Source organism: Solirhodobacter olei (genome assembly GCF_004010155.1).
Taxonomy (GTDB): domain Bacteria; phylum Pseudomonadota; class Alphaproteobacteria; order Rhodobacterales; family Rhodobacteraceae; genus Solirhodobacter; species Solirhodobacter olei.
The window spans coordinates 67697-94218 of sequence record NZ_RRYH01000010.1 but is presented as its reverse complement, the minus strand read 5'-3'; the positions used below and the strand labels follow the sequence as shown (position 1 = coordinate 94218).

Annotated in this window: 26 protein-coding genes; 13 read left to right on the top strand and 13 right to left on the bottom strand. The window is 70.0% G+C overall.

What is annotated here, in order from left to right; genetic code table 11:
* Positions 1-4: 4 nt before the first annotated feature.
* Positions 5-1162: a Gfo/Idh/MocA family protein gene (locus tag EIP85_RS09010; RefSeq protein ID WP_206615487.1), complete on the top strand. Its 1158-nt coding sequence runs from the start codon at positions 5-7 to the stop codon at positions 1160-1162.
* Here the strand turns inward: EIP85_RS09010 and EIP85_RS09005 are convergent.
* Entirely contained in the window at positions 1159-2586 is a 1428-nt protein-coding gene (locus EIP85_RS09005; RefSeq protein ID WP_127901851.1) for an FAD-binding oxidoreductase, read from the bottom strand. The genes EIP85_RS09010 and EIP85_RS09005 overlap by 4 nt on opposite strands.
* 59 nt (positions 2587-2645) lie before the next feature.
* Positions 2646-3281, bottom strand: a complete 636-nt coding sequence (locus EIP85_RS09000) for an arylesterase (RefSeq protein ID WP_241559935.1) — start codon at positions 3279-3281, stop codon at positions 2646-2648.
* Positions 3282-3354: 73 nt separating this feature from the next.
* On the opposite strand from EIP85_RS09000, the gene EIP85_RS08995 reads away from it, so the two are divergent.
* On the top strand, positions 3355-4080 hold the full coding sequence (locus EIP85_RS08995) for an ABC transporter ATP-binding protein (RefSeq protein WP_127901849.1): 726 nt from the start codon (positions 3355-3357) through the stop codon (positions 4078-4080).
* A complete protein-coding gene (locus EIP85_RS08990) occupies positions 4077-6608 on the top strand; it encodes an ABC transporter permease (RefSeq protein WP_127901848.1) in 2532 nt (843 codons plus the stop codon). The genes EIP85_RS08995 and EIP85_RS08990 overlap by 4 nt, the downstream gene beginning before the upstream one ends.
* Positions 6609-6672: 64 nt before the next feature.
* Here EIP85_RS08990 and EIP85_RS08985 read toward each other — a convergent pair whose 3' ends face one another.
* From EIP85_RS08985 to EIP85_RS08975, 3 genes are all read right to left on the bottom strand, one after another.
* Positions 6673-8250: a gamma-glutamyltransferase family protein gene (locus EIP85_RS08985; RefSeq protein ID WP_127901847.1), complete on the bottom strand. Its 1578-nt coding sequence runs from the start codon at positions 8248-8250 to the stop codon at positions 6673-6675.
* A gap of 216 nt (positions 8251-8466) precedes the next feature.
* Positions 8467-8982: an ATP-binding protein gene (locus EIP85_RS08980; protein WP_127901846.1), complete on the bottom strand. Its 516-nt coding sequence runs from the start codon at positions 8980-8982 to the stop codon at positions 8467-8469.
* On the bottom strand, positions 8972-9331 hold the full coding sequence (locus EIP85_RS08975; protein ID WP_127901845.1) for an STAS domain-containing protein: 360 nt from the start codon (positions 9329-9331) through the stop codon (positions 8972-8974). Before EIP85_RS08975 ends, EIP85_RS08980 begins: the two co-directional genes overlap by 11 nt.
* Before the next feature lie 86 nt (positions 9332-9417).
* Between EIP85_RS08975 and EIP85_RS08970 the strand changes: the two genes are divergently transcribed.
* The 3 genes from EIP85_RS08970 to EIP85_RS23190 all read left to right on the top strand — a co-directional run bounded on the left by EIP85_RS08970 (position 9418) and on the right by EIP85_RS23190 (position 11939).
* Positions 9418-10596: a thiolase family protein gene (locus tag EIP85_RS08970; RefSeq protein ID WP_127901844.1), complete on the top strand. Its 1179-nt coding sequence runs from the start codon at positions 9418-9420 to the stop codon at positions 10594-10596.
* A 100-nt stretch (positions 10597-10696) separates the two neighbouring features.
* Positions 10697-11158 carry a GAF domain-containing protein gene (locus tag EIP85_RS08965; protein WP_127901843.1) on the top strand — a complete coding sequence of 154 codons (462 nt, stop codon included), beginning with the start codon at positions 10697-10699 and terminating at the stop codon, positions 11156-11158.
* Positions 11151-11939: a GFA family protein gene (locus EIP85_RS23190; protein WP_241559934.1), complete on the top strand. Its 789-nt coding sequence runs from the start codon at positions 11151-11153 to the stop codon at positions 11937-11939. The genes EIP85_RS08965 and EIP85_RS23190 overlap by 8 nt, the downstream gene beginning before the upstream one ends.
* An 8-nt stretch (positions 11940-11947) precedes the next feature.
* Here the strand turns inward: EIP85_RS23190 and EIP85_RS08955 are convergent, their stop codons facing one another.
* On the bottom strand, positions 11948-12370 hold the full coding sequence (locus EIP85_RS08955) for a VOC family protein (RefSeq protein WP_127901842.1): 423 nt from the start codon (positions 12368-12370) through the stop codon (positions 11948-11950).
* A gap of 91 nt (positions 12371-12461) precedes the next feature.
* Between EIP85_RS08955 and EIP85_RS08950 the strand changes: the two genes are divergently transcribed.
* Together EIP85_RS08950 and EIP85_RS08945 are read left to right on the top strand one after the other, a co-directional pair.
* Entirely contained in the window at positions 12462-13085 is a 624-nt protein-coding gene (locus tag EIP85_RS08950) for a LysE family translocator (protein WP_127901841.1), read from the top strand.
* 55 nt (positions 13086-13140) lie between these two features.
* Positions 13141-13785: a pseudouridine synthase gene (locus EIP85_RS08945; protein WP_127901886.1), complete on the top strand. Its 645-nt coding sequence runs from the start codon at positions 13141-13143 to the stop codon at positions 13783-13785.
* Between the two features lie 94 nt (positions 13786-13879).
* Here the strand turns inward: EIP85_RS08945 and EIP85_RS08940 are convergent, their stop codons facing one another.
* Positions 13880-15859: an FAD-dependent oxidoreductase gene (locus tag EIP85_RS08940; protein ID WP_127901840.1), complete on the bottom strand. Its 1980-nt coding sequence runs from the start codon at positions 15857-15859 to the stop codon at positions 13880-13882.
* A gap of 212 nt (positions 15860-16071) precedes the next feature.
* Between EIP85_RS08940 and EIP85_RS08935 the strand changes: the two genes are divergently transcribed.
* Positions 16072-16725: a peroxiredoxin gene (locus EIP85_RS08935; protein ID WP_127901839.1), complete on the top strand. Its 654-nt coding sequence runs from the start codon at positions 16072-16074 to the stop codon at positions 16723-16725.
* A 189-nt stretch (positions 16726-16914) separates the two neighbouring features.
* Here the strand turns inward: EIP85_RS08935 and pnp are convergent, their stop codons facing one another.
* From pnp to EIP85_RS08920, 3 genes are all read right to left on the bottom strand, one after another.
* Positions 16915-19062, bottom strand: a complete 2148-nt coding sequence (pnp, locus tag EIP85_RS08930; RefSeq protein WP_127901838.1) for a polyribonucleotide nucleotidyltransferase — start codon at positions 19060-19062, stop codon at positions 16915-16917.
* Positions 19063-19325: 263 nt separating this feature from the next.
* A complete protein-coding gene (gene rpsO, locus EIP85_RS08925) occupies positions 19326-19595 on the bottom strand; it encodes a 30S ribosomal protein S15 (protein ID WP_127901837.1) in 270 nt (89 codons plus the stop codon).
* Between the two features lie 170 nt (positions 19596-19765).
* Positions 19766-20281 (bottom strand): DUF1643 domain-containing protein, encoded by a 516-nt coding sequence (locus EIP85_RS08920; RefSeq protein WP_127901836.1) that lies wholly within the window; start codon positions 20279-20281, stop codon positions 19766-19768.
* A gap of 166 nt (positions 20282-20447) precedes the next feature.
* Between EIP85_RS08920 and EIP85_RS08915 the strand changes: the two genes are divergently transcribed.
* The 3 genes from EIP85_RS08915 to tdh all read left to right on the top strand — a co-directional run bounded on the left by EIP85_RS08915 (position 20448) and on the right by tdh (position 23346).
* A complete protein-coding gene (locus tag EIP85_RS08915; RefSeq protein WP_127901835.1) occupies positions 20448-21008 on the top strand; it encodes a helix-turn-helix domain-containing protein in 561 nt (186 codons plus the stop codon).
* 107 nt (positions 21009-21115) lie between these two features.
* Entirely contained in the window at positions 21116-22312 is a 1197-nt protein-coding gene (locus EIP85_RS08910) for a glycine C-acetyltransferase (RefSeq protein WP_127901834.1), read from the top strand.
* Positions 22313-22320: 8 nt separating this feature from the next.
* Complete coding sequence (gene tdh / locus EIP85_RS08905; protein ID WP_127901885.1) at positions 22321-23346, top strand: L-threonine 3-dehydrogenase; 1026 nt, start codon at positions 22321-22323, stop codon at positions 23344-23346.
* A 107-nt stretch (positions 23347-23453) separates the two neighbouring features.
* Here the strand turns inward: tdh and truB are convergent, their stop codons facing one another.
* Genes truB through rbfA form a run of 3 tightly spaced genes read right to left on the bottom strand, consistent with a single transcriptional unit; the run spans position 23454 to position 25578 of the window.
* A complete protein-coding gene (gene truB / locus EIP85_RS08900; protein WP_127901833.1) occupies positions 23454-24359 on the bottom strand; it encodes a tRNA pseudouridine(55) synthase TruB in 906 nt (301 codons plus the stop codon).
* Between the two features lie 30 nt (positions 24360-24389).
* On the bottom strand, positions 24390-25160 hold the full coding sequence (locus EIP85_RS08895) for a phosphodiester glycosidase family protein (RefSeq protein ID WP_127901832.1): 771 nt from the start codon (positions 25158-25160) through the stop codon (positions 24390-24392).
* On the bottom strand, positions 25153-25578 hold the full coding sequence (gene rbfA / locus EIP85_RS08890; protein WP_127901831.1) for a 30S ribosome-binding factor RbfA: 426 nt from the start codon (positions 25576-25578) through the stop codon (positions 25153-25155). Before rbfA ends, EIP85_RS08895 begins: the two co-directional genes overlap by 8 nt.
* Before the next feature lie 97 nt (positions 25579-25675).
* Between rbfA and dapB the strand changes: the two genes are divergently transcribed.
* Entirely contained in the window at positions 25676-26485 is an 810-nt protein-coding gene (gene dapB, locus EIP85_RS08885) for a 4-hydroxy-tetrahydrodipicolinate reductase (protein WP_127901830.1), read from the top strand.
* Positions 26486-26522 lie beyond the last annotated feature (37 nt).

Below are 26522 nucleotides of genomic sequence, written 5' to 3'. Positions count from 1 at the left end.
AAACATGACAGGATCCGCGCACTCCAATCGCATCCGCCTGGGCATGGTCGGTGGCGGGCAGGGCGCCTTCATCGGCGCCGTCCACCGCCTCGCCGCGAGGATCGACGGGCGGTACGATCTGGTGGCCGGCGCGCTCTCCTCCACGCCGGAGCGCGCGCGCGCCTCGGCGGCAGAGCTAGGCCTGGCGCCGGAGCGCGCCTATGCCAGCTTCGCCGAGATGGCCGCGGCGGAGGCCGCGCGCGAGGACGGGATCGAGGCGGTGGCGATCGTCACGCCGAACCACGTCCACGCGGCAGCGGCGGCGGCCTTCCTGAACGCCGGGATCCACGTGATCTGCGACAAGCCGATGACACTTTCGGTCGCCGAGGCGGAGGGGCTGGTGGAGCTGGTCGAGACCAGCGGCAAGCTTTTCGTGCTGACGCATAACTACACCGGCTATCCGATGATCCGGCAGGCGCGCGCGATGGTGCGCGACGGGGTGCTGGGCGAGATCCGGCTGGTGCAGGCGGAATATCCGCAGGACTGGCTGACTGAGCGGGCCGAGGCGGAGGGATCGAAGCAGGCCGAATGGCGGACCGATCCGGCACGCTCTGGCGCAGGCGGGGCGATCGGGGACATCGGCACCCATGCGATGAACCTTGCGAGCTTCGTTTCCGGCCTGAGACCAAGGCAGCTCTGTGCCGAGCTGACAAGTTTCGTTCAGGGGCGGAAGCTCGACGACGACGTGCAGATCCTGATCCGCTACGAGGGCGGGGCGAAGGGGATGCTCTGGGCGAGCCAGGTCGCGCCGGGGAACGAGAACGGGCTAAGGCTGCGGGTCTACGGCACCAAGGGCGGGCTCGACTGGCACCAGGAGGATCCGAACGTCCTGACCTACAGCCCCTTCGGGGAGCCGGCGCGGCGGATCACCCGCGGCGGGGCCGGATCGGGGCCGGAGGCGGCGCGGCTGACGCGGGTGCCGGCAGGGCATCCGGAGGGCTACCTGGAAGGCTTTGGCAATATCTACTCCGAGGCGGCGTCGGCGATCCTGGCGGCGCGCGCGGGGGAGCCGGTGCCGGCGGATGTCGTCTATCCCACCGTGCGGGACGGGCTGGACGGCATGCGTTTCATCGAGGCGGCGGTGCGGTCTTCAAAGGCCGGCGGGGTCTGGACCGAGGTCTAAGCCGCGCCTCCTCCGGGGATGACCTTGCCGGGGTTCAGCAGGCCCTGCGGGTCGAGCGCCTGCTTGATCGAGCGCATCACGGCAAGCGCAACGGGGTCCTTCCGCCGCGACATCGTCGGCAGTTTCGAGACGCCGACGCCGTGTTCGGCCGAGAAGCTGCCGCCGAGCTCTGCCACGACATCCTCCACCCCCTCGCGGATCCGGTCATGCAGGGCGGGGTCGGCCGCGGTCGGCCAGACGGTGTAATGCAGGTTGCCGTCGCCCAGATGGGCAACGGTGATCTCCTCCGCCCCCGGGTCGATCCGGGGCAGGCGCTCGGCCATACGGGTGACGAAGCTTTCCACCCGGTCGAGCGGCACGGCGATGTCGTTGTCGACCAGCGGCTGGCGGGAGAAGGTGATTTCTGCCGCGGCCTCTCGCCGGGCCCACATTTCCATCCGCTGCGCCTCGGAACGGGCGACCAGCGCGTCGAGGACGAGGCCTTCCTCCATCATCGCTGCCAGCGTCTCCTCCAGCAGGGTCACCACCGGGGGCTGGCCGTCGGGGCCGGGCGTCGCGTCGCGCGGGGCGGTTGCGCCAAGTTCGACCAGGAGGGTCACGTCATGCGTGGTCTCGAAGGGCGGGCGTTCGTCCGGGTGGCAGATCCGGTAACGCTCCATGTAGCTGCGGGGCATGTACTCGAAAGCCTCGACCGCGCCGCCGGAGGCGCTCTGCAAGCGGTTCAGGAGGTCCAGCGCGGCGGGCAGCGAGGGGGCTGCGACCATCGCCGTGGCATGGGCCGCCGGTTTCGGGACGAGCTTCAGCGTGGCGGCGGTGATGATGCCCAGCGTGCCTTCGGCGCCGATGACGAGGTCCTTCAGGTCGTAGCCGGAGTTGTCCTTGTGCAGCGCGCCCATCAGATTCATCACCCGGCCGTCGGCCAGCACCACCTCCAGCCCGAGGCAGAGCGCGCGGGTATTGCCGTAGCGCAGTACGTTGGAACCGCCGGCGTTGGTGGAAAGCGCGCCGCCGATCATCGCCGAGCCGCGCGCGCCGAACCAGAGCGGGAAGTACAGACCCTTTGCATCCGCCGCGTCATGCAGGCGCGAGAGGATCACCCCGGCCTCCACCACGGCGACGCGGGCCTCGGGCCGGATCTCGCGGATCCTGTTCAGCCGCTCGAGCGAGAGCATCAGCGCGCCCTCGGCCAGGGTGCCGCCCGCGAGGCCTGTGTTGCCGCAGACCGGCACGACGGGCACGCCGGCGCGGCTGGCGCGCTTCATCACCTCTGCCACGCCCGCGGTATCGGCCGGGCGGGCGACGGCGAGCGGTGCCCAGCGGCGCTTGCCGGTGGCGTCGTGGTCCTGGCCGCGGTCGGCCACCTCCTTGCCGGTGAGGACCTGGCCATCGCCCAGCAGCGCCTTCAGTTCCGCGATCAGATCCATGGTCACTCCCTCCCTCGCGGGCGGAGCTTTCCATGGCGGCCCGGGGGGCGCAAGCGGGCTCAGTTGGTTCCGGGCGCGGCGGCACGGGCGAGCAGCGCCACGACCTTCGGGCCGAGGGAGGCGACGATGCGCTTCACCCCGGCGGCATTGGGGTGGATGCCGTCGGGTTGCATGAAGGCCTCCATCGCCTGGGTGCGGGTTTCCCCGGTGCCGAGGAGGGGGGCGAAGAAATCGGGCACAAGCGTCGCGTGGTAGCGGGCGGCGAGCGTGGGGTAGATCGCGTCGAAGGCGCTCTGGTAGCCGGCGCCGTAGTTCGGCGGCGCGGGGATGCCGATGAGCATGACCGGCAGACCCTTTGCCGCTACAGCCTTGAGGATCGTGTTCAGGTTGGCCTTCGTCGTGGCCGGGTCGATGCCGCGCAGCATGTCGTTGCCGCCAAGCTCCACGATGATGGCATCGCCGCCGCCCGCGAGGGTCCAGGCGATGCGCGAGGCGCCGCCGGCCGAGGTGTCGCCGGAGACGCCGGCGTTTTCCACGGTCACGTCATGGCCGTGCGCCCTGAGCCAGTCCTGCAGCTGCGCGGTGAACCCCTGATCGGGGGCGAGGCCATGGCCCTGTGTCAGGCTGTCGCCGAAGGCGATGAGCTTCTGCGGCGCGGCGGCGGCAGGAAGCGCCAGAAGCGCCAGCGCAAGCACGCTGGCGAGAGTTCTGTTGCCCCGGCCCGCGAATGTCCCATATGCCCATGAAAGGATCCTGAGGAGGCGCGCAATGACCGACCCCGTCCTGTCCCTAGACGCGGCGCGCCTGAGCCTGCGGGGAAACGCCGGCATGGTGGAAATCCTGCGCGGCATCACGCTTGACGTCGCGCGGGGCGAGAGCCTGGGGCTGGTCGGGCCGTCGGGGTCTGGCAAGTCGTCGCTCCTCATGCTGATGGGCGGGCTGGAACGCGCCACCGGCGGCAGCGTCCGCGCGCTCGGCCATGACCTGACGGCGATGGACGAGGACGCGCTGGCGCGGTTCCGCAGAAGGAATATGGGGGTGGTGTTCCAGTCCTTCCACCTGATTCCGACGATGACCGCGCTGGAGAACGTGGCGCTGCCGCTGGAACTGGCGGGCGCGGCCGATGCCTTCGCCCGGGCGGAGGCGGCTCTGGAGGCCGTGGGTCTTGCCGCGCGGGCCCGGCATTACCCGGGCCAGCTTTCGGGCGGCGAGCAGCAGCGCGTGGCGCTTGCGCGCGCGACAGTGCCGGAGCCCGCGATCCTTCTGGCCGATGAGCCGACCGGCAACCTCGACAGCGGCAACGGGGCGGCGATCATGGACCTGCTTTTCGGGCTGCGGGACCGGCATGGGGCGACGCTTGTGCTCGTCACCCATGCGCCGGAGCTGGCGGAGCGCTGCGACCGCGTCGTGCAACTCGCCGACGGGAGGATCGAGGGCGGCGAGACGGCAGACGGCCCGGCCGCGGGCGCGGCGGCGCGGCGGGCCGGGCCATGAGGCTGGCACTCGCGGCGCGGATCGCCCGGCGGGAGCTGAGGGGCGGGATCGCGGGCTTCCGGGTCTTCCTCGCCTGCCTCGCGCTGGGAGTGGCGGCGATCGCGGCGGTGGGGCTGGTCAAGGCCTCGATCGGCGCGGGGCTGAGGGCGCAGGGCGCCGTGATCCTTGGTGGCGATGCGCAGATGCAGTTCACCTATCGCGAGGCCAATGCGAAGGAGCGGGCCTTCATGGCCGCGCATGCCACGAAGGTGTCGGAGGTCGTCACCTTCCGCTCCATGGCCGTGGTGGGGCAGGGCGCGTCGGCGGAGCGGGCGCTGACCGACGTGAAGGCGGTCGACGATCTTTACCCGCTGACCGGCCATGTGGCCCTGAAGCCCGCGATGCCGATCAGGGCGGCGCTGGCCAGGAAGGGCGGCCTTCCCGGCGCCGTGATGGACGGGGTGCTGAGTGCGCGGCTGGGGTTGAAGCCGGGCGATACCTTCCGGCTGGGCACGCAGGCGTTCCGGCTTTCGGCGGTGCTGGTGAAGGAGCCCGACAGCGCCTCTGCCGGGTTTTCCTTCGGGCCGCGAACGATCGTTCGGAAGGCGGCGCTTGCCTCGTCGGGGCTGCTGCGGGCGGGCACGCTCTTCGACAGCAAATACCGGCTGTTGCTGAAACCCGGCGAGAGCCTGCCGCGTCTGAAGGCGGCGGCGCTGGCGGCCTTTCGCGACACCGGCCTGCGCTGGACCGACAAGCGCGACGCGGCGCCGGGGATCTCGCAATTCGTGGCGCGGATGGGATCGTTCCTGGTGCTGGTCGGCCTTGCCGGGCTGGCGGTGGGGGGGGTCGGCGTCTCGGCGGCGGTGCGGGCCTATCTTGAGCGGAAGACCGCGACCATCGCCACGCTTAAGGTGCTTGGGGCCGAAGGGGGGACGATCTTCCTGACCTACCTGATCCAGATCGGGGTGCTGACGGTCGTGGGGGTGGCGTTGGGCGTGGCGCTGGGGGCCGGGGCCGTGGCGGCACTGGCGCCGGTGATCGCGGGGCTGGTGCCTTTCCCGGTGGCCTTCGCGGCCTACCCGGGCCCGCTGGCGGAGGCCGCGCTTTACGGGGCCCTCACCGCGCTGATCTTCACGCTCTGGCCGCTGGCGCGGACAGAGACGGTGCGCGCGGCGGCGCTTTACCGCGAAGGCGGGACCGGCGGGCGCCGGCCACGGGCGCGATACCTGCTGGCGCTGGGCGCGCTGACCGCGGTGCTGATCGGCGGGGCGGCGTGGTTTTCGGGCGAGGTGAAGCTGGCGCTCTGGTCGGCGGCGGGCGTTCTGGCGGCGCTGGGCGTGCTAGTGCTGGCCGCCGCCGCGCTGCGCCGTCTTGCCCGGCTGCTGGCGCGGGCGCGGATCATGCAGGGGCGCACGGCGCTGCGCCTCGCGCTCGGCGCCATCGGCGGGCCGGGGGAGGAGGCGGCCTCGGTCATCCTGTCGCTCGGCCTCGGGCTGGCCGTGCTGGCGGCGGTGGGGCAGATCGACGGCAACCTGCGGGCGGCGATCAGGACCGACCTGCCGCAGCGCGCGCCGTCCTATTACTTCGTCGATATCCAGCCGGACGAGCTGCCGGGGTTCCTGAACCGGGTGCAGAATGATCCGGGCGTGAGCCGGGTCGAGACCGCGCCGATGCTGCGCGGGATCATCACCCGGATCAATGGCCGCCCGGCGAAGGAGGTGGCGGGCAATCACTGGGTGCTCAAGGGCGACCGGGGGGTCACGATGTCGGCCACGCCGCCGTCGAATACCAAGGTCGTCGCGGGCAAGTGGTGGCCACCGGATTACGCCGGGCCGCCGCAGATCAGCTTTGCCGCCGACGAGGCGAAGGAGATGGGCCTGAAGCTCGGCGATACGATGACGGTGAATATCCTCGGGCGGGATATCACCGGCACCATCACCTCGTTCCGCGACGTGAACTTCCGCAGCGCCGGGATGGGGTTCATCCTGTCGATGGATCCGGCGGCGCTGGCGGGGGCGCCGCATACCGATATCGCCACGGTCTATTGCACCCCCGCGGCGGAGGCGCCGCTGCTGCGCGATCTGGCCACGAAATATCCGAACATCACCGCCATCCGGGTGCGCGACGTGATCGCGGAGGTGAGCCAGGCGCTTTCCGCCATCGCTTCGGCCACGGCCTGGGCGGCGGCGGCGACGCTGCTGACGGGCTTCGTGGTCCTGATCGGCGCGGCGGCGGCGGGGGAGCGCGGGCGGCTTTACGAGGCGGCGGTGCTGAAGACGCTCGGCGCGACGCGGGGGCGGATCCTCGCGAGCTTCGCGCTTCGCGCCGCGATCCTCGGCGCCGCGGCGGGTGTGGTGGCGATCCTTGCAGGCGGTATCGCCGGCTGGGCGGTCATGCGCTTTGTGATGAAGGCGCCCTATGTGTTCGAGGCGGGCTCTGCCATCGCCATTGTTCTGGGCGGCGTGCTCGCGGTTCTGGCGGCAGGCGCGCTCTTTGCTTTAAGGCCGCTCTCGGCGCGGCCGGCGCGGATCCTTCGGGCACAGGAATAGCGGGGGCGCTGCCCCCGCACCCCCGGGATATTTCCGGACGGAAAGGGAAGGGGAGTTTCCCCGGTCAGTAGCCGAGCGCGCAGCCGTCCTTGCGGGGATCGGAGGCGGCTTCCAGCACACCGCTGTCGAGGATCCGGATCGCCTGTGCGCCGCCGATCGGCGTCTTCGGCACATGCACCTTGTGCCCCATCTCGGCCAGCTCGGCGCGGATCGCGTCGCCATAGCCGCGTTCCACCTCCATCCCCTCGGCACCGGAGAAGCTGCGCGGGGCGTCGAGCGCCTCCTGAAGATCCATGCCGTAATCGACGAGGTTGGTGACGACGCGGGCGTGGCCATTGGGCTGGTAGGCGCCGCCCATGACGCCGAAGGGCATCTCCACCGTCCCGGCGCGTCGCAGCATCGCGGGTATGATCGTATGCATCGGACGGCGGCCGCCCGTGGCCTCGTTCGGGTGGCCCTCGGCCAGGGTGAAGCCTGCGCCGCGGTTCTGGAAATTGATCCCGAAGCGCGCCGAGGCGAGGCCGGAGCCGAAGCCGTGGAAGATCGAGTAGATCATCGACACGGCCATGCGGTCGCGATCCACCACCGTCAGGTAGACCGTCTCGCGATGCACCGCCTCGGCCAGCTTCGCGGGGTCTGCCATAGCGCGGCCCGGGTCGATCAGCGCGGCGAGACGCTCCGCCGTTTCGGGGGCGAGCATATGGGCCAGGCGGGTGGTGCGGTCGGGATCGGCGATGAAGCGGTTGCGGGCGTCATAGGCGAGCTTCGCGGCCTCGGCCTCCAGATGCGCGCGGCGGGCGCCGAACGGGTCAAGGCTAGCGAGGTCGAAGTGCTTGAGGATGTTCAGCATCAGGATCGCCGTCGCGCCCTGGCCGTTTGGCGGATGCTCGACCAGTTCCACGGGCCCGTAATGGCCCGAGACCGGGTCGGCGTAATCGCAGGCGGTGGCGGCGAAATCCGCCAGCGTATGGGTGCCGCCGAGGGCCTGGAGGGAGGCGACGAGATCCTCTGCCACCTCGCCCTCGTAGAAGCCGGCGCGGCCGTCGCGGGCGATGCGGCGCAGCACCTCTGCCTGGCCGGGGGCGCGGAAGACCTGGCCGGCCTTCGGGGCCTTGCCGTCGAGCAGGTAGAAGCGGCGGGCGTCGCCCTTCAGCACCTCCTCGCCCTCTGCCCAGTCGAAGGCGGTGCGGGGGCCGACGGGCACGCCCTCCTCCGCGTAGCGGATCGCCGGGGCGAGGCTGGCGGCGAGGCCAAGGCGGCCCCAGTCGGCCGAGAGCCGGCAGAAGGCGTCGACCGCGCCGGGGACGGTCACCGCCTCCGGACCGTGGAGCGGCACGCTGGACAGGCCGCGGCCGCGCATCTCGGCGGCCGAAAGCCCGGCGGGTGCGCGGCCGGAGCCGTTGAGGGCGACGATGCGCTCTTCCCCGGCCGGTTTCAGCAGCACGAAGCAATCGCCGCCGAGGCCGGTCATCCCGGGCTCGCAGATCCCCAGCAGCACCGCCGCGCCGATGGCGGCGTCGACCGCGTTGCCGCCGGCTTGCAGCAGTTCCACCGCCACGCGGGCGGCCAGCGGATGCGAGGTCGCGGCCATGCCGTTCTGGGCATAGACCTCTGACCGGCCCGGTTTCTGAAAGTCGCGCATCGCATCCCCCCTCGCGTGAAGCGACGGGAGACTAGGCTGGGGGTCGGGCGATGTGAAGGGGGGTAAGTCCTCGGCGCCGCAAACTGGGTGGGGGCTGTTGGCTGCGGCGCCGAGGGAAGCCGTTTAAGCTACGAGACCCTGTTTCGACCTGCCCTGCGGCGGCGATTTGCTGAATGTGGGGCATTCTCGGGGCAGTGTTTCCGGTGCGGGAACGGTTCAGTCAAAGGCGCCTGATTGGATGGCGGAAAGGCGGAATCGAAGCTCGTTTCGCCCCGCGTGGCGGCGGTAGGCGATGTCCCGGGTCAGGCTGTGAATCAGTGGCCAGCCGAATCCCCCCTCGGGCAGAGCGTCGCCCGTGGTGCGGGTGTCGGGCCGGGGCGGATGGCCCTGCGGGAAGGGTCGCCCCTCGTCGGCGACGAAGACCTCGAGGCCGCGGGGGCCGGGCCGAAGCTGCAGCTCCACCGGCCCGGGGGTGTTGCCATAGGCGTGTTCCACGATGTTGTTCAGGACCTCGGCAAGCACGATCTCAACCGTGCCGCGCAGCTCGGCCGAGGGCAGGTGAGGGGCGAGCGCGGCGAGGCTTTCGCGCAGCGCGGCGCGCACGGCCAGCGCCTCTCCCCGGAAGCGGCGGTGGAGGACGCGGGAAGGCGCCTCCGTATCAATTGTGCCCCGCGCCTCCGCCCCGGGCCGGGTCAGCAGCACCGGGCGCTGGGTGGGGGGATCAGACGGCATGGGCGCGGCCGGGCGCCTCCATCTCCGTATCCATCTCCGGCAGGGTGGCGTGGATGGTGAAGACACTGTCCATCCGGGTCAGCCTAAAGACCTTCGCCACTGTGGGCGTCAGGCCCGACAGTTCCAGCGGGCGGTCGGGCGGCAGCAGCTTCATGACCGCCACCACGACGCCGAGCCCGCTCGAATCGAGGAACTCGACGCGGGAGAGATCGAGGATCACCCGCGCCGACGGCCGGGCGATGGCGGCGCGCATCGCCTCCTTGAACTGGATCGCCGCGGCAGCGTCGATGCGGGGATCTGCCACCTGCGCGATCAGCGTGGTTCCGCGTTCTTCCAGCCGCAGGTCCATCGGCCCCTCCTTCCGGTCTTGCGCTGGGCAGGCTAGGCCGCGATCCTTACGATTCGGTGGACATCGGATTTCACGGGAGGCGGCGGATGCCGGAAGTGGTGATCGCAGGGGCGGCGCGGACGCCGATGGGCGGGTTCCAGGGCGCTCTGTCGGGGCTCGACGCGGCCACGCTCGGCGGTGCGGCAATCGCCGGCGCGCTGGCGCAGGCCGGCATCGCGACCGCGCGGGTGGAGGAGCTGCTTATGGGCTGCGTTCTGCCGGCGGGCCAGGGACAGGCGCCCGCACGGCAGGCGGGCTTCAAGGCGGGCCTGCCAGAGTCCGTGCCCGCGACCACGCTGAACAAGATGTGCGGTTCCGGCATGAAGGCGGCGATGCTGGGCTTCGATCAGGTCGCGCTCGGCGCCGCCGGGCTTGTCGTCGCGGGCGGCATGGAGAGCATGACGAACGCGCCCTACCTGCTGCCGAAGATGCGCGCCGGCGCGCGGCTCGGCCATGCGCAGGCGGTGGACCACATGTTCCTCGACGGGCTGGAGGATGCCTATGACAAGGGCCGCCTGATGGGCACCTTCGCCGAGGATTGCGCCGCGGCCTTCCAGTTCACCCGGGGCCAGCAGGACGACTACGCCCTTTCCTCGCTGTCGCGCGCGCTGGCCGCGCAATCCTCCGGCGCCTTCGGGCGGGAGATCGTGCCGGTCACGGTGAAGACCCGTGCGGGCGTCTCCGAGGTCGGCCAGGACGAGCAGCCGCTTACCGCCCGGCCGGAGAAGATCCCGCAGCTCAAGCCCGCCTTCCGCGAAGGGGGCACGGTGACGGCGGCGAATTCCTCCTCGATCTCGGACGGGGCGGCGGCGCTGGTGCTCGCCTCGGCCGATCTTGCGAAGGCGGAGGGGTTGCCCATCCGCGCCCGCATCCTCGGCCATGCCAGCCACGCCCAGGCGCCGGCCGATTTTCCGACCGCTCCGATCCCGGCGGCGCGGAAGCTTCTGGAAAAGCTCGGCTGGTCGGTCGGCGATGTCGACCTCTGGGAAGTGAACGAAGCCTTCGCCGTCGTCCCCATGGCCTTTGCGCGCGAGACCGGCGTCAGCCTCGACCGGTTGAACGTCAACGGCGGGGCCTGCGCGCTCGGCCATCCGATCGGCGCCTCCGGCGCACGGATCATGGTGACGCTTCTGAACGCGCTCGAGACCCGCGGCCTGACGCGCGGCATCGCCGCGATCTGCATCGGGGGCGGCGAGGGCACCGCCATCGCCATCGAGCGCGTCTGACCCCTTGCCCACTTTCCGTCCCGAAATATCCTCGGGGGTGAGCCGCGCCAGCGGCGAGGGGGCAGACGGCCTCCTTCCTCCCCACCAAGAAAGCCCGACGATGACCGACTATCCCGCCCTTGCCGCCCGCATCCAGGCCCTGACCGAGGGCGAGACCGATGCGGTTGCCATCATGGCCACGCTCGCCTGCGAGATCCACGCCGCGGACGACCGCTTCGACTGGACCGGTTTCTATCGGGTCGTGGGTCCCGAGCTTCTGAAGATCGGCCCCTACCAGGGCGGGCATGGCTGCCTCGTCATCCCCTTCTCCAAAGGCGTCTGCGGCGCCGCCGCGCGCACGGGCGAAACCCAGCTTGTCGACGATGTGGAGGCCTTCCCGGGTCATATCGCCTGCGCCGCCTCGACCCGGTCCGAGATCGTGCTGCCGGTGCGCGGCGGCGACGGCGCGCTGATCGGCGTGCTGGATATCGACAGCGACCGCCCGGCGGCCTTCACGGCCGAGGATGCCTCGGCCCTCGCCGCGATCCTCGACGACGCCTTCGCGGGCGTGCGCGGTGGCTGATCCGGCTACGCAGACGCATCGGGGCAGCTGCCTCTGCGGCGCCGTCGCCTATGAGGTGGAAGGGCCACTCCGCCCGGTCATCGTCTGCCATTGCCGCCTGTGCCGGGCCTGGTCGGGCCATGTTTTCGCTGCCACCTCGGCCCCGCTTTCGCACTTCCGGCTGACACGGCAGAAGGGGCTGGCCTGGTACCGCAGCTCGCCCGCCGCGCGGCGCGGGTTCTGCGGCGCGTGCGGGGCGAGCCTTTTCTGGAAGCCGGACGGAGAGGAGCGGATGTCCTTCGCCGCCGGCAGTCTGGACGGGGTGACCGGGCTCGCCGTGATCCAGCACCTCCTGCCGGAGGAAGCGGGTGACTATTACAGCCCCGAGGGCCCGCCACCGCCTGCGGCCGAGGTCCGTGGCCGGGCCGCGGCGTCCTGCATCTGCGGTGCCTGCCGCTTCAGCCTGCCGCTGCCGCTTGGCCCTGCCACGGCCTGCCATTGCAGCCAGTGTCGCAAGCTCTCGGGGCATTACGCGGCCTCCTTCGATGTCGCGGAGGCGGCGGTCGACTGGCTGGCGCGGGAGACGCTACGGACCTGCCGCACTCCGGGCGGGGCGGAGCGCGGATTCTGCGGCGCCTGCGGGTCGAGCCTCTGGTTCCGCGCGCCGGATGGCAGTTTCTCGGTGGAGGGCGGCTGCGTCGAGGGGGCCACGGGAGGGCGGCTCGCGGGCCATATCTTCACGGCCGGGAAGGGCGATTACTACGCGATTGACGACGGGTTGCCGCAGACGCCGGGCGCCTGAGGGGGAGCTCAGAGGCGCCGGCTCGGCACCCAGGCATAGCCCGCGGGAGAAAGGATCACCGCCTCGCGCAGCCCGTGGGCGGTCTTGTCCGTCGGCGGCTGGAGGAGGACCGCGTCCGGATAATCGGGCAGGCGCGCCACGGCGGCGTCGGGGTCGGTCTCGTGCAGGCGCAGCTCGATGCCCAGCCCGCGGGGCGGGGCCGGCAGAAGCGCATGGAGCGGGTGGGTTGCATAGGTTCCGTCTGCATGCAGCTGGAAGGTCTGGGCGCCATAGCGGACGATCGCGAAATCGCCGCTCGGCTGGTGCAGCGCCAGGCCGAAGACGCCGGCAAGGAATTCCGCCTCGCGCGCCACGGAGGGCACTAGCAGGTTTACCGTCAGCCCGGTGAGCGCCTGGCCGAAGGTGACCGCATCCACCCTGTCGTAATCCATCCCTGCCCCCTCGCCGTCGCGCCCTGTGCGCGGCAGCTTGCGCGATGGGGGCCCGCGCGTCTAGATGGCCGCAGGTTCGGAGCCCGTTTCGATGCTGCATCTCCTCTTTGCCTTTCCACCCGGTCACCTCGCCGCCTTCATCGCCGGGGGGCTGGTGCTGAACTTCGCGCCCGGGGCGGACGTGATCTTCGCCACTGCCTCTGGCATCCGGGGCGGCCCGCGGATCGGGGCGCTGGCGGGGCTCGGGGTGGGGATCGGCGCGATCTGGCACGTGACGCTGGCGGCGCTCGGCCTCTCTGCCGCGATCGCCGCCTGGCCCGAGGCGCTGAGCGCGATCCGCTGGATCGGCGCAGTCTACCTTGTCTTTCTCGCCTGGAAGTCCTGGCGGGCGAGCGGCACGCTGCCCGAGGGGCGCGGCGCGGGCGGCGGCTGGCAGGCGGTGCGCCGCGGTTTCCTGTCGAATGCGACGAACCCCAAGCCGATGCTGTTCATGATCGCGTTCCTGCCGCAGTTCACCGACCCCGCGCTCGGCCCGGTCTGGCAGCAGATCGTGCTTCTGGGGGGAATTTTCGCCTTCACCGGCACGCTGGTGACGATGGGCTATGGCATTCTCGCCGGCCATGTCCGCCACGCGCTCGGCCGTCGCATGGCCCTGCTGAACCGGATCGCGGCGCTGATGTTCGGCGGGCTGGCGCTGCGGCTGATCGTCGACTGAGCCCTGCGGCGCGCGGGCCTTGACGCCCCTGCCCGGCACGCCTAGCCACGGCGGCATGGACGAATACGCCCCCCCGGACGAGCCGATGCGCATCCTGCATGCCGATGCGCATATCCTGGTGCTCGACAAGCCCTCCGGCCTGCTGTCGGTGCCGGGCAAGGGCGAACATCTGGCCGACTGCCTGATCGCCCGCGCGCAGCGGGTCTACCCCGAGGCGCTGCTGGTTCACCGGCTCGACCGCGACACTTCGGGCGTGATCGTCTTTGCGCTGACGAAGGCGGCGCAGAGGTTCCTGAGCCTCGAGTTCGAGAAGCGGCGGGTGAAGAAGGTCTATCTCGCCCGGCTCTGGGGCGAACTAGAGCCGAGGACCGGCACCGTGGACCTGCCGCTGATCGTCGACTGGCCGAACCGCCCGCTGCAGCATGTGAATTTCGAGACCGGCCGGCCCGCCGTGACCGACTGGCGGGTGGTGCGGCACGAAGACGGCACCACCCGCGTCCGGCTGATGCCGAAGACCGGCCGCAGCCATCAGCTTCGTGTGCATATGAAGGAAATCGGACACCCGATCCTCGGCGACCCGTTCTACGCGGAAGGCCCGGCCCGCGACTTTCCCCGGCTGATGCTTCATGCCGAGAGCCTGAAGATCAACCACCCCGACGGCGGTCGCGGGCTCGCCTTCTCGGCCCCGGCGCCGTTCTGATTTCTTCTTGGTGAAAATACTCCCGCCGGAGGCGGCGGGCGGTTGGGCCGGGGGCCTCCGGCGGGAGTGTTTCGTCCAGGAAGAAGCGCGCCCCTCAGATCTCCAGCGCGGCCTTGCGCCCCTCGTGGAAGGCGAAGGGGGCAAGGCGGGGGGCGGCGGCGTCGCCGATCAGGCGGATGTCGAGATCGGAGAGGTCGGCCGAGAGCGGATCGAAGGCGCGGTTGGTGGTCGACATGACGAGCGCGGAGGCGGCGATCCGTTCCTCCGCGCCGGTGAGCATGGAGCGCACCGTGGCGCCGTCGCCGTGCCATTCGGTGATAACATGCTCCGTCAGGCTGCGTGCGCCGAGACGGGCGAGACGGTGGCGCAGCGGGATGTCGGCCGAGGTCCGGGTCAGCTCCTTGCCCAGGTAGGGTTCCGGCGTGACGATGGTGACCTGCTTGCCCTGCTCGGCGAGATGCCAGGCGGTGCCGAGCCCGCGCCAGTGGCCGCCCTCGTCGTATAGGATCACCGTCCCGCCGATCTTCGCCTCGCGGCGCATCACCTCCTCCGGCGCGAAGACCTGGCCGCGGGCAAGGCCCGGCAGTTCGGCGGCCTGCGGCAGCCACCGCTGGGTGAAGTCGGGATCGGGCAGCGAGCCGGTGGCGAGGAGGACGACATCGGGCGCGCGGGCGCGGATGTCCTCTGCCTCCAGGTAGGCGTTGAGGCTCAGCTTCACCTGCAGCTTCGCGAATTGGCGTTCGTACCAGTCGAGCAGGTCGAGGATCTGGCCCCGGCGCGGCTGCTCTCCGGCCAGCCGGAACTGGCCGCCGATGCGGGCAGAGGCCTCGGCGATTTCCACCTGATGCCCGCGCTCGGCCGCGGCGCGGGCGGCTTCCAGCCCCGCGGGCCCGGCGCCGACGACGAGCACGCGCTTTGGCGTTTTGGCGCGGGTGAAGCGGTCGCCGCCCCATTCGAACTCCCGCCCCGCCGAGGGGTTGATGAGGCAGGAGATCCAGTAATCCCGCGCCCGGCGGCCCCAGCACATCTGGTTGCAGGATATGCAGCCGCGCACGTCTTCGGCCCGGCCCTCGGCGGTCTTGCGGGCCAGGTGCGGGTCTGCGATCTGGCCGCGGACGATGGAGACGAGATCGGCCTGGCCGGAGGCGATGATCGCCTCGGCATTCTCCGGGGTGCGCACATGCGCCTCGGAGGTGATGCGGGCGTGTTTCACGATCGCCTTGAGCTCTTCCGTGAAGGGGGCGGTGAGCTTTTCGCCGTAGAGGAAGGTCGGCATCAGCCGCTCGAAATCCAGATAGCCGCCATGGCCGCAGGTGACGTAATCGACCTCGCCGGTGGCGTCGTGGAGGGCGACGATCTCTGCCAGCGCCTCGCGCGAGAGCAGCACGTCATAGGCGTCGGACAGCGAGATCGCGAGGCCGATGATGAAATCGTCACCGCAGGCGCGCCGGATATTATGAATGATCGTCCTGGAAAGCCGGGTACGATTCTCCAGGCTGCCGCCCCACTTGTCGTCCCGCCGGTTGGACCAAGGGGTCCAGAATTGGTCGAGCAGCGAATGGTAGGCGGCCCAGACCTCCACCCCCTGGAAGCCGGAGGCCTGGGCGCGCAGCGCGGCGGCGGTGTGGGCGTCGATGATCTCCTCGATCTCCGTCTCGCTCATGGCGTGGGAGCCGTCGCTGTCGTGGTAGGAGGGAAGGCCGGAAGGACCCCAGCCGGGGGCAAAGCTAAGGTCCTGGTCGGCGTGCTGGCCGACGGAATAGAGCTGCTGCAGGATCACCGCGCCCGCTTCCTTCACCGGCTCGGTGATCTTTCGGAAATGCGGGATCACCTTGTCCGTGCCGGGCAGGAAGTTGCCGCGGGTCAAGACGGCGGTGCGGTGGACCGGCATCGGTTCGGCGACGATCATCCCCGCCCCGCCGAGCGCGCGTTCAAGGAGATAGGCGCCGAAGCGGGGGCCGGGCAGGCCCGCCTCTGCCATGTTGGCGGTATGGGCGCCAAAGACCACGCGGTTGCGCAGGGTCTGGCCGCGCAGGCTGATCGGGGAGAGGAGATGAGGATGGGTGGCGGACATCGGCGGGCTCCCGGGCTGGCGTTCCGACGGGCGGTCTGACCCGATCGTAGGGCCGCCCCCGCCCGCCTGCCCGGGCCCGGTGCGACATGCGGGCGGCGATGCGCGTCGTTTTCGGGCGGGCCGCCGCGGTCCGGCCGGGCGGGGGACTCGCCATCGCGGCCCGGGCGGCTTATGTCTGCCGGAAGACATCCTTACCATGAAAGGGACACCCCATGGGTCTGCGTATCAACGACATCGCCCCCGACTTCACCGCCGAGTCGACCGAGGGGACAATCCGGTTCCATGACTGGATCGGCGACGGCTACGCGATCCTGTTCAGCCATCCGAAGGATTTCACCCCGATCTGCACCACCGAATTCGGGGCCGTCGCGCAGCTCGCGGGGGAATTCGCGAAGCGGAAGACCAAGGTGATCGGCGTCTCGGTGGACAGCGTCGACGACCACAAGAAGTGGAAGCGCGATATCGAGGCCTTCGCCGGCACCTCGGCCGACTTCCCGATCATCGACGACAGCTCGCTGACCGTCGCCAAGGCCTATGACATGCTGCCGGCAGAGGCGGTGCTGCCCGACGGCCGCACGCCCGCCCATACGGCCACGGTGCGCACCGTCTACATCATCGGGCCGGACAAGAAGGTGCGGCTGACGATGACCTATCCGATGTCGGTCGGCCGCAACTTCGCCGAGATCCTGCGGGCGCTCGACGCGGTCCGGATCACCGACGGCGTGCCGCTGGCGACGCCCGCGAACTGGGTGCCGGGGCAGGACGTGGTGGTGGCCACCAGCCTGAACAACGACCAGGCGCAGGAGAAATACGGCAACCTCGACATCAAGCTGCCCTACCTGCGCTTCGCGAAGTCGCCGGTCTGATCGGGCCGGTCGCTGGGTCCCGGCCGGGGCCCAGCGGCCTGTCCGTCCCGGGTCCCGCTATCGACGGGCCTTAAGGGCAGCGTCAGATCATCAAGCCGCCGTTGACGGCGGGCATGCCCCAGATCCTGACAGCAAAAGGCCCCGGCGGTTACGCCGGGGCCTTTCGATTTCGTGCGGGAAGGGAAGGCCTCAGGCCTCCGCGTCCTCTTCGTTCTTCTTCTCGACGATCTCGGCGCCGGTTTCCTGGTCGACCATCTTCATGCCGAGCCGGACCTTGCCGCGGTCGTCGAAGCCGAGGAGCTTCACCTTCACTTCCTGGCCTTCCTTCAGGACTTCCGAAGGATGGGTCAGGCGCTTGTTGGCGATCTGGCTGACATGAACCAGCCCGTCGCGCTTGCCGAAAAAGTTCACGAAGGCGCCGAAGTCGACGAGCTTCACGACCTTGCCGGTGTAGATCCGGCCTTCCTCGGGCTCCGCCACGATCGAGTAGATCATGTCATAGGCCTTCTTGATCGCTTCGGCATTGGCCGAGGCGATCTTGATGATGCCGTCGTCGTTGATGTCGACCTTGGCGCCCGAGGTTTCCACGATCTCGCGGATCACCTTGCCGCCCGAGCCGATCACTTCACGGATCTTGTCGGTCGGGATCTGCATGGTCTCGATGCGCGGCGCGTGGGCGGAGAACTCGCTCCGGCCCTCGGTCAGCGCCTTGGCCATCTCGCCGAGGATGTGCATCCGGCCGTCCTTCGCCTGGGCGAGGGCCTGCTCCATGATCGCGGGCGTGATGCCGGCGACCTTGATGTCCATCTGCAGCGAGGTGATGCCGCTTTCGGTGCCCGCGACCTTGAAGTCCATGTCGCCGAGGTGATCCTCGTCGCCGAGGATGTCGGTCAGCACCGCCCATTTGCCATCATCCTCGAGGATGAGGCCCATGGCGACACCGGCGACCGGCGCCTTCAGCGGCACGCCCGCGTCCATCATCGACAGCGACGAACCGCAGACCGTGGCCATGGAAGACGACCCGTTCGACTCGGTGATCTCCGACACGATGCGGATCGTGTAGGGGAAGTCGGTCGCCGGCGGCAGAACCGCCTGCAGCGCGCGCCAGGCCAGCTTGCCGTGGCCGATCTCGCGACGGCCGGGCGAACCCACGCGACCAACCTCGCCGACCGAATAGGGCGGGAAGTTGTAATGCAGCAGGAAGTTCGAGCGGAAGTTGCCGTGCAGGGCGTCGATGATCTGCTCATCCTCGCCGGTGCCCAGCGTGGTCACGACCAGCGCCTGAGTTTCGCCCCGGGTGAAGAGGGACGAGCCATGGGTGCGCGGCAGCAGGCCCACTTCCGAGACGATCGGGCGGACCGTCTTGGTGTCGCGGCCATCGATCCGGGCACCGCCCGAGATGATGTCGCCACGCAGGATCGAGCTTTCCAGCTTCTTGAAGGCAGAGCCGAGGTTCGCATCGGCCAGGTCCTCTTCCGACAGCGCGGCCTTGATGGCGTCGCGCGCGGCGGAGATGGCGTTGGTGCGCTCCTGCTTGTCCTTGATCGCGAAGGCGGCGCGCATCTGCGCTTCGCCCGCGGCCTTCACCTTGCCGTAGAGCTCGGAGTAATCCGGCGGGGTGAAGTCGAAGGGTTCCTTGGCGGCCATTTCGGCCAGCGAGATGATCAGGTCGATCACCGGCTGCATCGCCTCGTGGCCGAACTTCACGGCGCCCAGCATCTCGGCCTCGGAAAGCTCGTAGGCTTCCGATTCGACCATCATAACGGCGTCCTTGGTGCCGGCGACGACCAGGTCGAGGCGCTGGTCGGGGTTGTTGCGCAGGCCTTGCAGGTCGTCGACCGCCGGGTTCAGCACGTATTTGCCGCCCGAGAAGCCCACGCGCGCCGCGCCGATCGGGCCCATGAAGGGCACGCCGGAGATCGTCAGAGCCGCCGAAGCCGCGATCATCGCGACGATGTCGGGCTCGTTGACGAGGTCATGGCTCAGCACCGTGCACATCACCAGCACTTCATGCTTGAAGCCGGGGACGAACAGCGGGCGGCACGGACGGTCGATCAGGCGCGCGGTCAGCGTTTCCTTTTCGGAAGGCCGGGCCTCGCGCTTGAAGAAGCCGCCCGGGACCTTGCCGGCGGCGTAGTATTTCTCTTGGTAGTGGACCGTCAGGGGGAAGAAGTCCTGCCCCGGCTTCGGTTCCTTGGCGAAGGTCACGTTGGCCATGACGGAGGTCTCGCCGAGCGTGGCGATGACAGAGCCGTCGGCCTGACGGGCAACCTTGCCGGTTTCCAGCGTGAGCGTTTCTTCGCCCCACTGGATGGATTTTTTCACTTCATGGAACATCTAGCGTATCCTCTTGGGAGCGCTCCCGGCCCCTGCCGGGTCTCCCGTTTGAATGGCGGCCCCATTGCCGCCGCCCCCAATCCTCTCGCACGCGCCCGGGGGCCGAAGGCGTCACGTCTCAGATGGCGGGGGCCATACAGGAAACGCGGCGGTTTGGGAAGCGGGATTGCAGGCGGTGGCCTTGCATCGGCATCTGGTGGCCCCGGAATAGCGAAACGCCCGCTCCTTTCGGGGCGGGCGTCCGGTCGTCCGTCTGGACAGGATCAGCGGCGCAGGCCGAGACGCTCGATCAGCGACTGGTAGCGCGACACGTCCGTCTTCTTGAGGTAGTCCAGCAGCTTGCGGCGCTGCGCCACCATCATCAGAAGCCCACGGCGGGAATGGTTGTCCTTCTTGTGGGATTTGAAGTGCTCGGTGAGCGTGGCGATGCGCGAGCTGAGGATTGCCACCTGGACTTCCGGCGAACCGGTGTCGCCTTCCTTGGTGCCGTATTCCTTGATCAGGCGGGTCTTTTCTTCGGCAGTGATCGACATCGGGGTCTCCTGGTTGAGGGTGATGGCGCAAGCCGGGATGTCGTCCAGCAGGGCCCTTGGAGGTTCCACACGGGGCGGATGCGGGCGTATAGGGGAATTTCTCCGATAAGGAAAGCGGAAATCCCCTTGGGCAAGGGGCGGGCCGGGGCGGGCCACGGTGGCCCCCGGCATCAGGCGAGAAGGGCCCAGGGCTCCGGCTGGCGGGCGTAACCGATGTAGAGCGGATGCCGCGGCGCGCCGGCGCGGGTCAGCCCCAGGTGCCAGAGCGACGCGCCGGCGGAGCGCATCAGCGCCTCCACCGCCGCGCCGCGGTCGAGATGCGCGCCATGCGTGCCCCAGCCGCAGATCACCCGGTCGGCCCAGGCCGCGCCCTCCAGAAGCGCCGCGTCATTGGCCGGGCCGATGGGCAATGCCGCGCGCTTCAGGTCTCGCGGGTCGGTCGCGCGCCAGGCGAAGAGGTTGCAGACCCTGAAGCCGCCGTAGCCGAGTGCCCGAGCCCGGCGCTCGCAGCGTTCGACCGTCGGGTCGTTGCGCTCCTCGGTCGCCGTGGAAGGGTTCAGGAGGATGTAGAGGAGCCGCCCGCCGCCCGGTTGCCATTCCCGCGTCAGCGCGTAGCGATAGGCCTCGCAGGGCGAGTAGAGCGCGGAGGAGGCGACCTCCCCCCGGCGATGATGGCGTGCGATCATGCGGCAGGCTTGCCGCGCGGCGGCGCGGCGCGCAAGGGGCCTGGGGGCGGAGGTGGGCCGGAGGGGCCGCTGGAGTATTTGGGCCAAGAAGAAGCCGGAAGGGCCGGGCTTCGGCGAGGGGCGGGGCGTTGACATCCTGGCCGCGGGGGCTTCAGGTTCTGGCACGATGAACCACCGCCCAGACATCCACGACCGTCTTGCCGCCAGCCTGAAGGCCGCGCGCCGCTCCAAGGGGCTGAGCCTCGATGCGGTGGCAAAGCTCTCTGGCGTCAGCCGCTCGATGGTCAGCCAGATCGAGAGGGGCGAATCGAGTCCGACGATTTCTACCCTCTGGAACCTGACCCAGGCGCTGCATGTCGATTTCGCCGGGCTCTGGGAGGGTCGGACCGCGCCGGGGATAGAGGTGATGCGCGCCGGCGCCGCGCCGCTGATCGAGGGGCGGGGCAACGGCGTGCGCATCCGCATTCTCAGCCCACCGGAGGAGGCGGGAGCCCATGAGGTCTACGATCTCGACCTGTCTGCCGGCGGCGCGCTGGTCAGCGACCCACACGGGCCGGGCTGCCAGGAGCAGCTGACCGTTCTGGAGGGCACGCTGCTGGTCTCCTCCGGTGGCGAGAGCGAGCGGCTCGGCCCCGGCGACACGGCGCGCTATGCCGCCGACCGGCCGCACGAGATCCGCGCCGAGGGCGGCGCGGCGCGGGCGATCCTGGTGGTGAAGAACGGCTGAGCGTCCGCTTTGGCGGATGCTCGTTCCGCCATCTTGACTGATCGCGGATCTGCGGGCAGTCTGTCCGCCAAAGCGGAGGCACATCTTTTATGGCGGAAATATCATCCATGGCGAACCGGGCATCCTTCCTCGCCCATCTCGAAACCGAACTCGCCGGGATCGAGGCCGAGGGGCTGATGAAGCGCGAGCGGCTGATCACCTCGCCGCAGGGCGGGTGGGTTTCGGTGGAGGGCCGTGCCGGGCGCATGGTGAACCTCTGCGCCAACAACTACCTCGGCCTCGCCGATCATCCGGCCCTGATCGCCGCCGCCAAGCAGGCGATGGACGACCACGGCTACGGCATGGCCTCGGTCCGTTTCATCTGCGGCACGCAGGACCTGCACCGGCAGCTGGAAACCCGGCTGGCAGGGTTCCTGGGCACGGACGACTCGATCCTCTTCGCCGCCTGTTTCGACGCCAACGGCGGGCTCTTCGAGCCGCTTCTGGGGCCCGAGGACGCGGTGATCTCGGATGCGCTGAACCATGCCTCGATCATCGACGGGATCCGGCTCTGCAAGGCGAAGCGCTACCGCTACGCCAATTCCGACATGGGCGATCTGGAGGCGCAGCTGAAGGCCGCCCGGGCCGATGGCGCACGGCACATCCTGATCGCGACCGACGGTGTCTTTTCGATGGATGGCTATCTCGCCAAGCTGCCGGAGATCGCAGCGCTGGCCGAGACATACGGGGCGCTGACCATGGTGGACGATTGCCACGCGACCGGGTTCATGGGGCCGCAGGGGCGCGGGACACCCGCCCATCACGGGGTGAAGATCGATATCCTCACCGGCACGCTCGGCAAGGCGCTTGGCGGCGCGCTGGGGGGATATATCGCCGGGCCGCAGCCGGTGATCGACCTGCTGCGCCAGCGCGCGCGGCCCTATCTCTTCTCCAACGCGCTGCCGCCCGCAGTGGTCGGCGCCGCGCTGGCGGCGCTCGACCTGGTCGAGGCGGCGGACGATCTGCGCGCGAAGCTTTTCGACAATGCCGCCTATTGGCGGGCAGGGCTTAAGGCGGCGGGGTTCGACCTGCTGGAGGGCGAGCACCCGATCGTGCCCGTCATGCTGGGCGAGGCAAGGCTGGCGCAGGAGATGGCGGCGGCGCTTTACGCCCGCGGGGTCTATGTCGCCGGGTTCTTCTTCCCCGTGGTGCCGAAGGGCCGCGCCCGGATCCGCACGCAGATGAACGCGGCGCTGAGCCGGGAGGATCTGGATTTCGCGCTCTCGGCCTTTGCCGAGGCCGGCAGGGAGGTTGGCGCGCTATGACCAACGAGATGAAGGCGCTGGTGAAGGCGAAACCCGAGCCGGGGCTGTGGCTGGAGCATCGGCCGGTGCCCGAGATCGGGCCGGACGACGTGCTGATCCGCATCCGCAAGACCGGCATCTGCGGCACCGACGTGCATATCTGGAACTGGGACGAATGGGCCGCGCGGACCGTGCCCCTGGGCCTTGTCACGGGCCATGAGTTCGCCGGCGAGATCGTCGACATGGGGCGCGATGTCGAGGGGCTTGCCATCGGGCAGCGCTGCTCGGGCGAGGGGCATCTGATCGGGCATCTCTCCCGCCAGGCGCGGGCGGGGAAGTTTCACCTCGACCCCGAGACGCGCGGCATCGGCGTGAACGAGCAGGGCGCCTTCGCCGGCTACCTGCGGCTTCCCGCCTTCAACGTGGTGCCGCTGCCCGACGAGATCGACGACGAGATCGGCGCGATCCTCGATCCGCTGGGCAACGCCGTCCATACCGCGCTGTCCTTCGATCTCGTGGGCGAGGACGTGCTGATCACCGGCGCCGGTCCGATCGGGATCATGGCGGCGGCGGTGGCGCGGCATGTCGGCGCCCGGCACGTGGTGATCACCGATGTGAACCCGGCGCGGCTTGCGCTGGCCGCCGAGGTGGCGGACGTGGTGCCGGTCAACGTGGCCGAGGAGGATCTGAAGGACGTCATCGCCCGGCTGAAGATGCGGCAGGGCTTCGACGTGGGTCTTGAGATGTCGGGCAGCCAGGCGGCGATGGACCAGATGGTCGAGGCCCTGGTGATGGGCGGGCGCATCGCGCTTCTCGGCATCCCTCCGGGGAAGTCTCCGGTCGACTGGTCCCGGATCGTGTTCAAGGCGATCACCATCAAGGGCGTCTACGGCCGCGAGATCTTCGAGACCTGGTACAAGATGATCGCCATGCTTCAGAACGGCCTCGATATCCGCAAGGTTATCACCCACCGCTTCCCGGCCGAGGACTTCCGTGAGGGGTTCGAGGCGATGCGTTCGGGCAGGTCCGGCAAGGTCGTGCTCGACTGGGGCTGAAGGCGCCTCTGGCGGGGATTCCTGAATCAGGGTGAAGGGGCCCACGCGATGCGCGGGGGCTTCTTCCTCGCTGAAATACTCATGCGGCCTTTCGGCCCGCGCCGCGCTCAGAGGTTGAAGACGCGGGAAGGGTGCAGCTCTCCCGACCGGTAGTGACCGACGGCGATGGGCTGGCCCTGGTAGCTGGCCCAGGCCTCCTCGCCGTATTCCACGTCGGAGGCGATCACCATGCCGGGGTTGCCGTTCTTCAACCGTGCGGCGCCCTCTGGCGTGGCCTTCAGCTCTGGCAGGTCGGCGAGGCCGAGCGCCAGCGGCTTCAGATGGGCGTCGAGGGCCTCGGTCTTCGCCAGCGCATCGATCAGCTCCAGGCTCACGCCCTCCTCTGCCTCGAACGGGCCGGACCAGACCCGGCGCAGCCACTGGACATGGCCGAGACAGCCGAGCGCGCGGCCGAGGTCGCGGGCGATGGAGCGGACATAGCCGCCCTTGCCGCAGACCATCTCCAGCTCGACATGGTCGGCATCGGGGCGGGCGACGAGCTCGAGGCTCTCGACCCAGAGCGGGCGCGGCGCGAGGTCCAGCCGCTCGCCTTCGCGGGCAAGGTCATAGGCGCGCTCGCCGTCGACCTTCACGGCGGAGAACTGCGGCGGGACCTGCTGGATCTCGCCGCGGAAGGGGGCCAGGGCGGCCGCGATCTCGGCATCGCTCGGGCGGGCGGCGGAGGTCTCGATCACCTCGCCCTCGGCATCGTCGGTGGTGGTGGCCGCGCCGAGCGTGGCCGAGAAGCGGTAGCACTTCAGCGCCTCGGTGATGTAGGGGACGGTCTTTGTCGCCTCGCCGAGGGCGACGGCGAGAACGCCGGTCGCGGCCGGGTCGAGCGTGCCGGCGTGGCCCGCCTTCTGCGCGTCGAAGGCCCAGCGGACCTTGTTGACCACCGCCGTCGAGGTCACCCCGGCGGGCTTGTCGACCACCAGCCATCCCGAAATCGCGCGGCCCTTGCGCTTGCGTCCCATCGTCCGTCCCGAAGTTGCGAGGCCCGCCTGCTACTGCGAAGGCCCCGCCCCGTCAACCGCCGTACCGATGATCGGCCCCATCGGCAGGCCGCCGTCCGCCCGGCCGATCCCCGGCGCGTCGAGGCGCGAGATGCTGCCGTCGAGGTAGAGCGCCTCGGGCAGGTGCAGGGCGTCGCGGAAGAGCCGCGCAAAGGCATCGAAGTTCACCGGAGCGTCGGAGATGGCGAAGACGGCGCGCCGCCCGTCCGCCGAGACGCCGACGCCGTTGCGGATGTGGACGGAGGGTGAACCCGGCAGGAAATGCGGATGCAGCTTGCCGTGGATCACCAGCATCGGTCCGGATTGGGTGGCATAGCGGCAGGCGGGCGGCTGGGCTGCGAAGGCGCGGCTTTCGGTGATCGAATAGCCCTCGGGCCCGATGCAGAAGACGCCGTTCGGCAGAAGGCCGAAGTTCCCCGGCCCTTCGCGGGTGACTATGGGCGCGATCTGCCGCCCGTCGATGATGGCAAGGCCGAGCGGGCGGCGGTCGGGCGCGTACATCCCGGCGTTCATCGCGAATCCGACGTGTTTTCCGGTCTGCGCCAGAAGGGCGGAAAGGCGACCGAAGGTGCCGATCAGGGCGCCGTCCGGCCCGTCCTGCCAGATCCTCAGCTCGTCCTGGCTGAAGCGGGTCTCGCAGACGGTATAGGGCGTGCCGTCGAAGGTCAGGTCGCGGCAGGCTGGGCCGGGATCGGCGGAGGCGGGCAGCGCCAGGAACAGGGTGAGGCCGAGCGCGGCGCGCGCGGCGATCCCCTCAGTCATCCGCCTCTTCATCGGCCCCGTCATCGCCGACGATGTCGCGGCGCACGGTGTCCTCGTTCAGCAGGCGCCGGGTCTCGTCCATCCGGTCGAAGGTCTCGTCCAGCTCGAAGCGCAGATCGGGGGCGTATTTCAGCGTCAGGTCCTGCGAGACAAGGTGGCGCAGCTCGCGGCTGTGGCGGCGCAGGAGCGTCAGTGCCTCCTGCCGCTGCCCGCCGCCGAGCGGCATGATGAAGGCGGTCGCGTGCCGCAGGTCGGGAGAGCAGCGCACCTCGCCAACGGTGATCGGGATCCGGTTGAGATCCGGGTCGTGAACCTCGGCGCGCAAGAGTACCTCAGACAGCTTGCGGCGGATCAGCTCGCCGACGCGAAGCTGACGTTGAGAGGGGCCATGGGCCGAGGTGGTGTGGTGGCGTGCCATGCCGGCTGAGATAGGGCAGGACGGCGCCGCCCGCAACCGGGGCTTTGCCCAGGCCAGCGGGTCGGCTATGGAAGGCCGACAGTCAGGGAGTGGTGATATGGCGGAAGGTCCGGGGATCGTGGTCACGGGCGCCTCGGGGCGCATGGGGCAGATGCTGGTGCAGGTGGTGACGGCAAGCGACAGGGCGCGGCTCGTCTCCTGCGTCGAACGGACCGGCCATCCCTGGATCGGACGCGATATCGGCGAGGCGATGGGCGGGGCGCCCCTCGGCGTGACGGTGACCGACGACGCGCTTGAGGCATTCTCCAGGGCGCAGGCGGTGCTGGACTTCACCGCGCCCGAGGCGACGCTGGGCTTCGCGGCGCTGGCGGCACAGGCGCGCGCGGTGCATGTGATCGGCACCACGGGGTTCTCGGACGAACAGATCGCGGCGCTGGAACCCGCCGCGCGTCATGCGGTGATCGTGCGGGCCGGGAACATGAGCCTTGGCGTCAACCTTCTGGTGCGGCTGACCGAAAAGGTCGCCGCCGCGCTCGACGCCGATTTCGATATCGAGGTGGTGGAGGCGCATCACCGCATGAAGGTCGACGCGCCCTCCGGCACCGCCTTGATGCTGGGCGAGGCTGCGGCGAAGGGCCGGAGCGTGGCGCTGGCGGATGTGGCCGACCGGGGTCGCGACGGGATCACGGGCGCGCGCGAGCGGGGGCATATCGGCTTCGCCTCGATCCGCGGCGGCGACGTGGTGGGAGAGCATGACGTGATCTTCGCCGCCGACGGCGAGCGCGTGGTGCTGCGCCATGTCGCGACCGACCGCGCGATCTTCGCCCGCGGCGCGCTGAAGGCGGCGCTCTGGGGGCAGGACAAGAAGCCCGGACAGTACGACATGATGGACGTGCTGGGGCTCTGAGCGCCACCAGCCCGGCGGGCCTGGCGTTCCGCCGAAC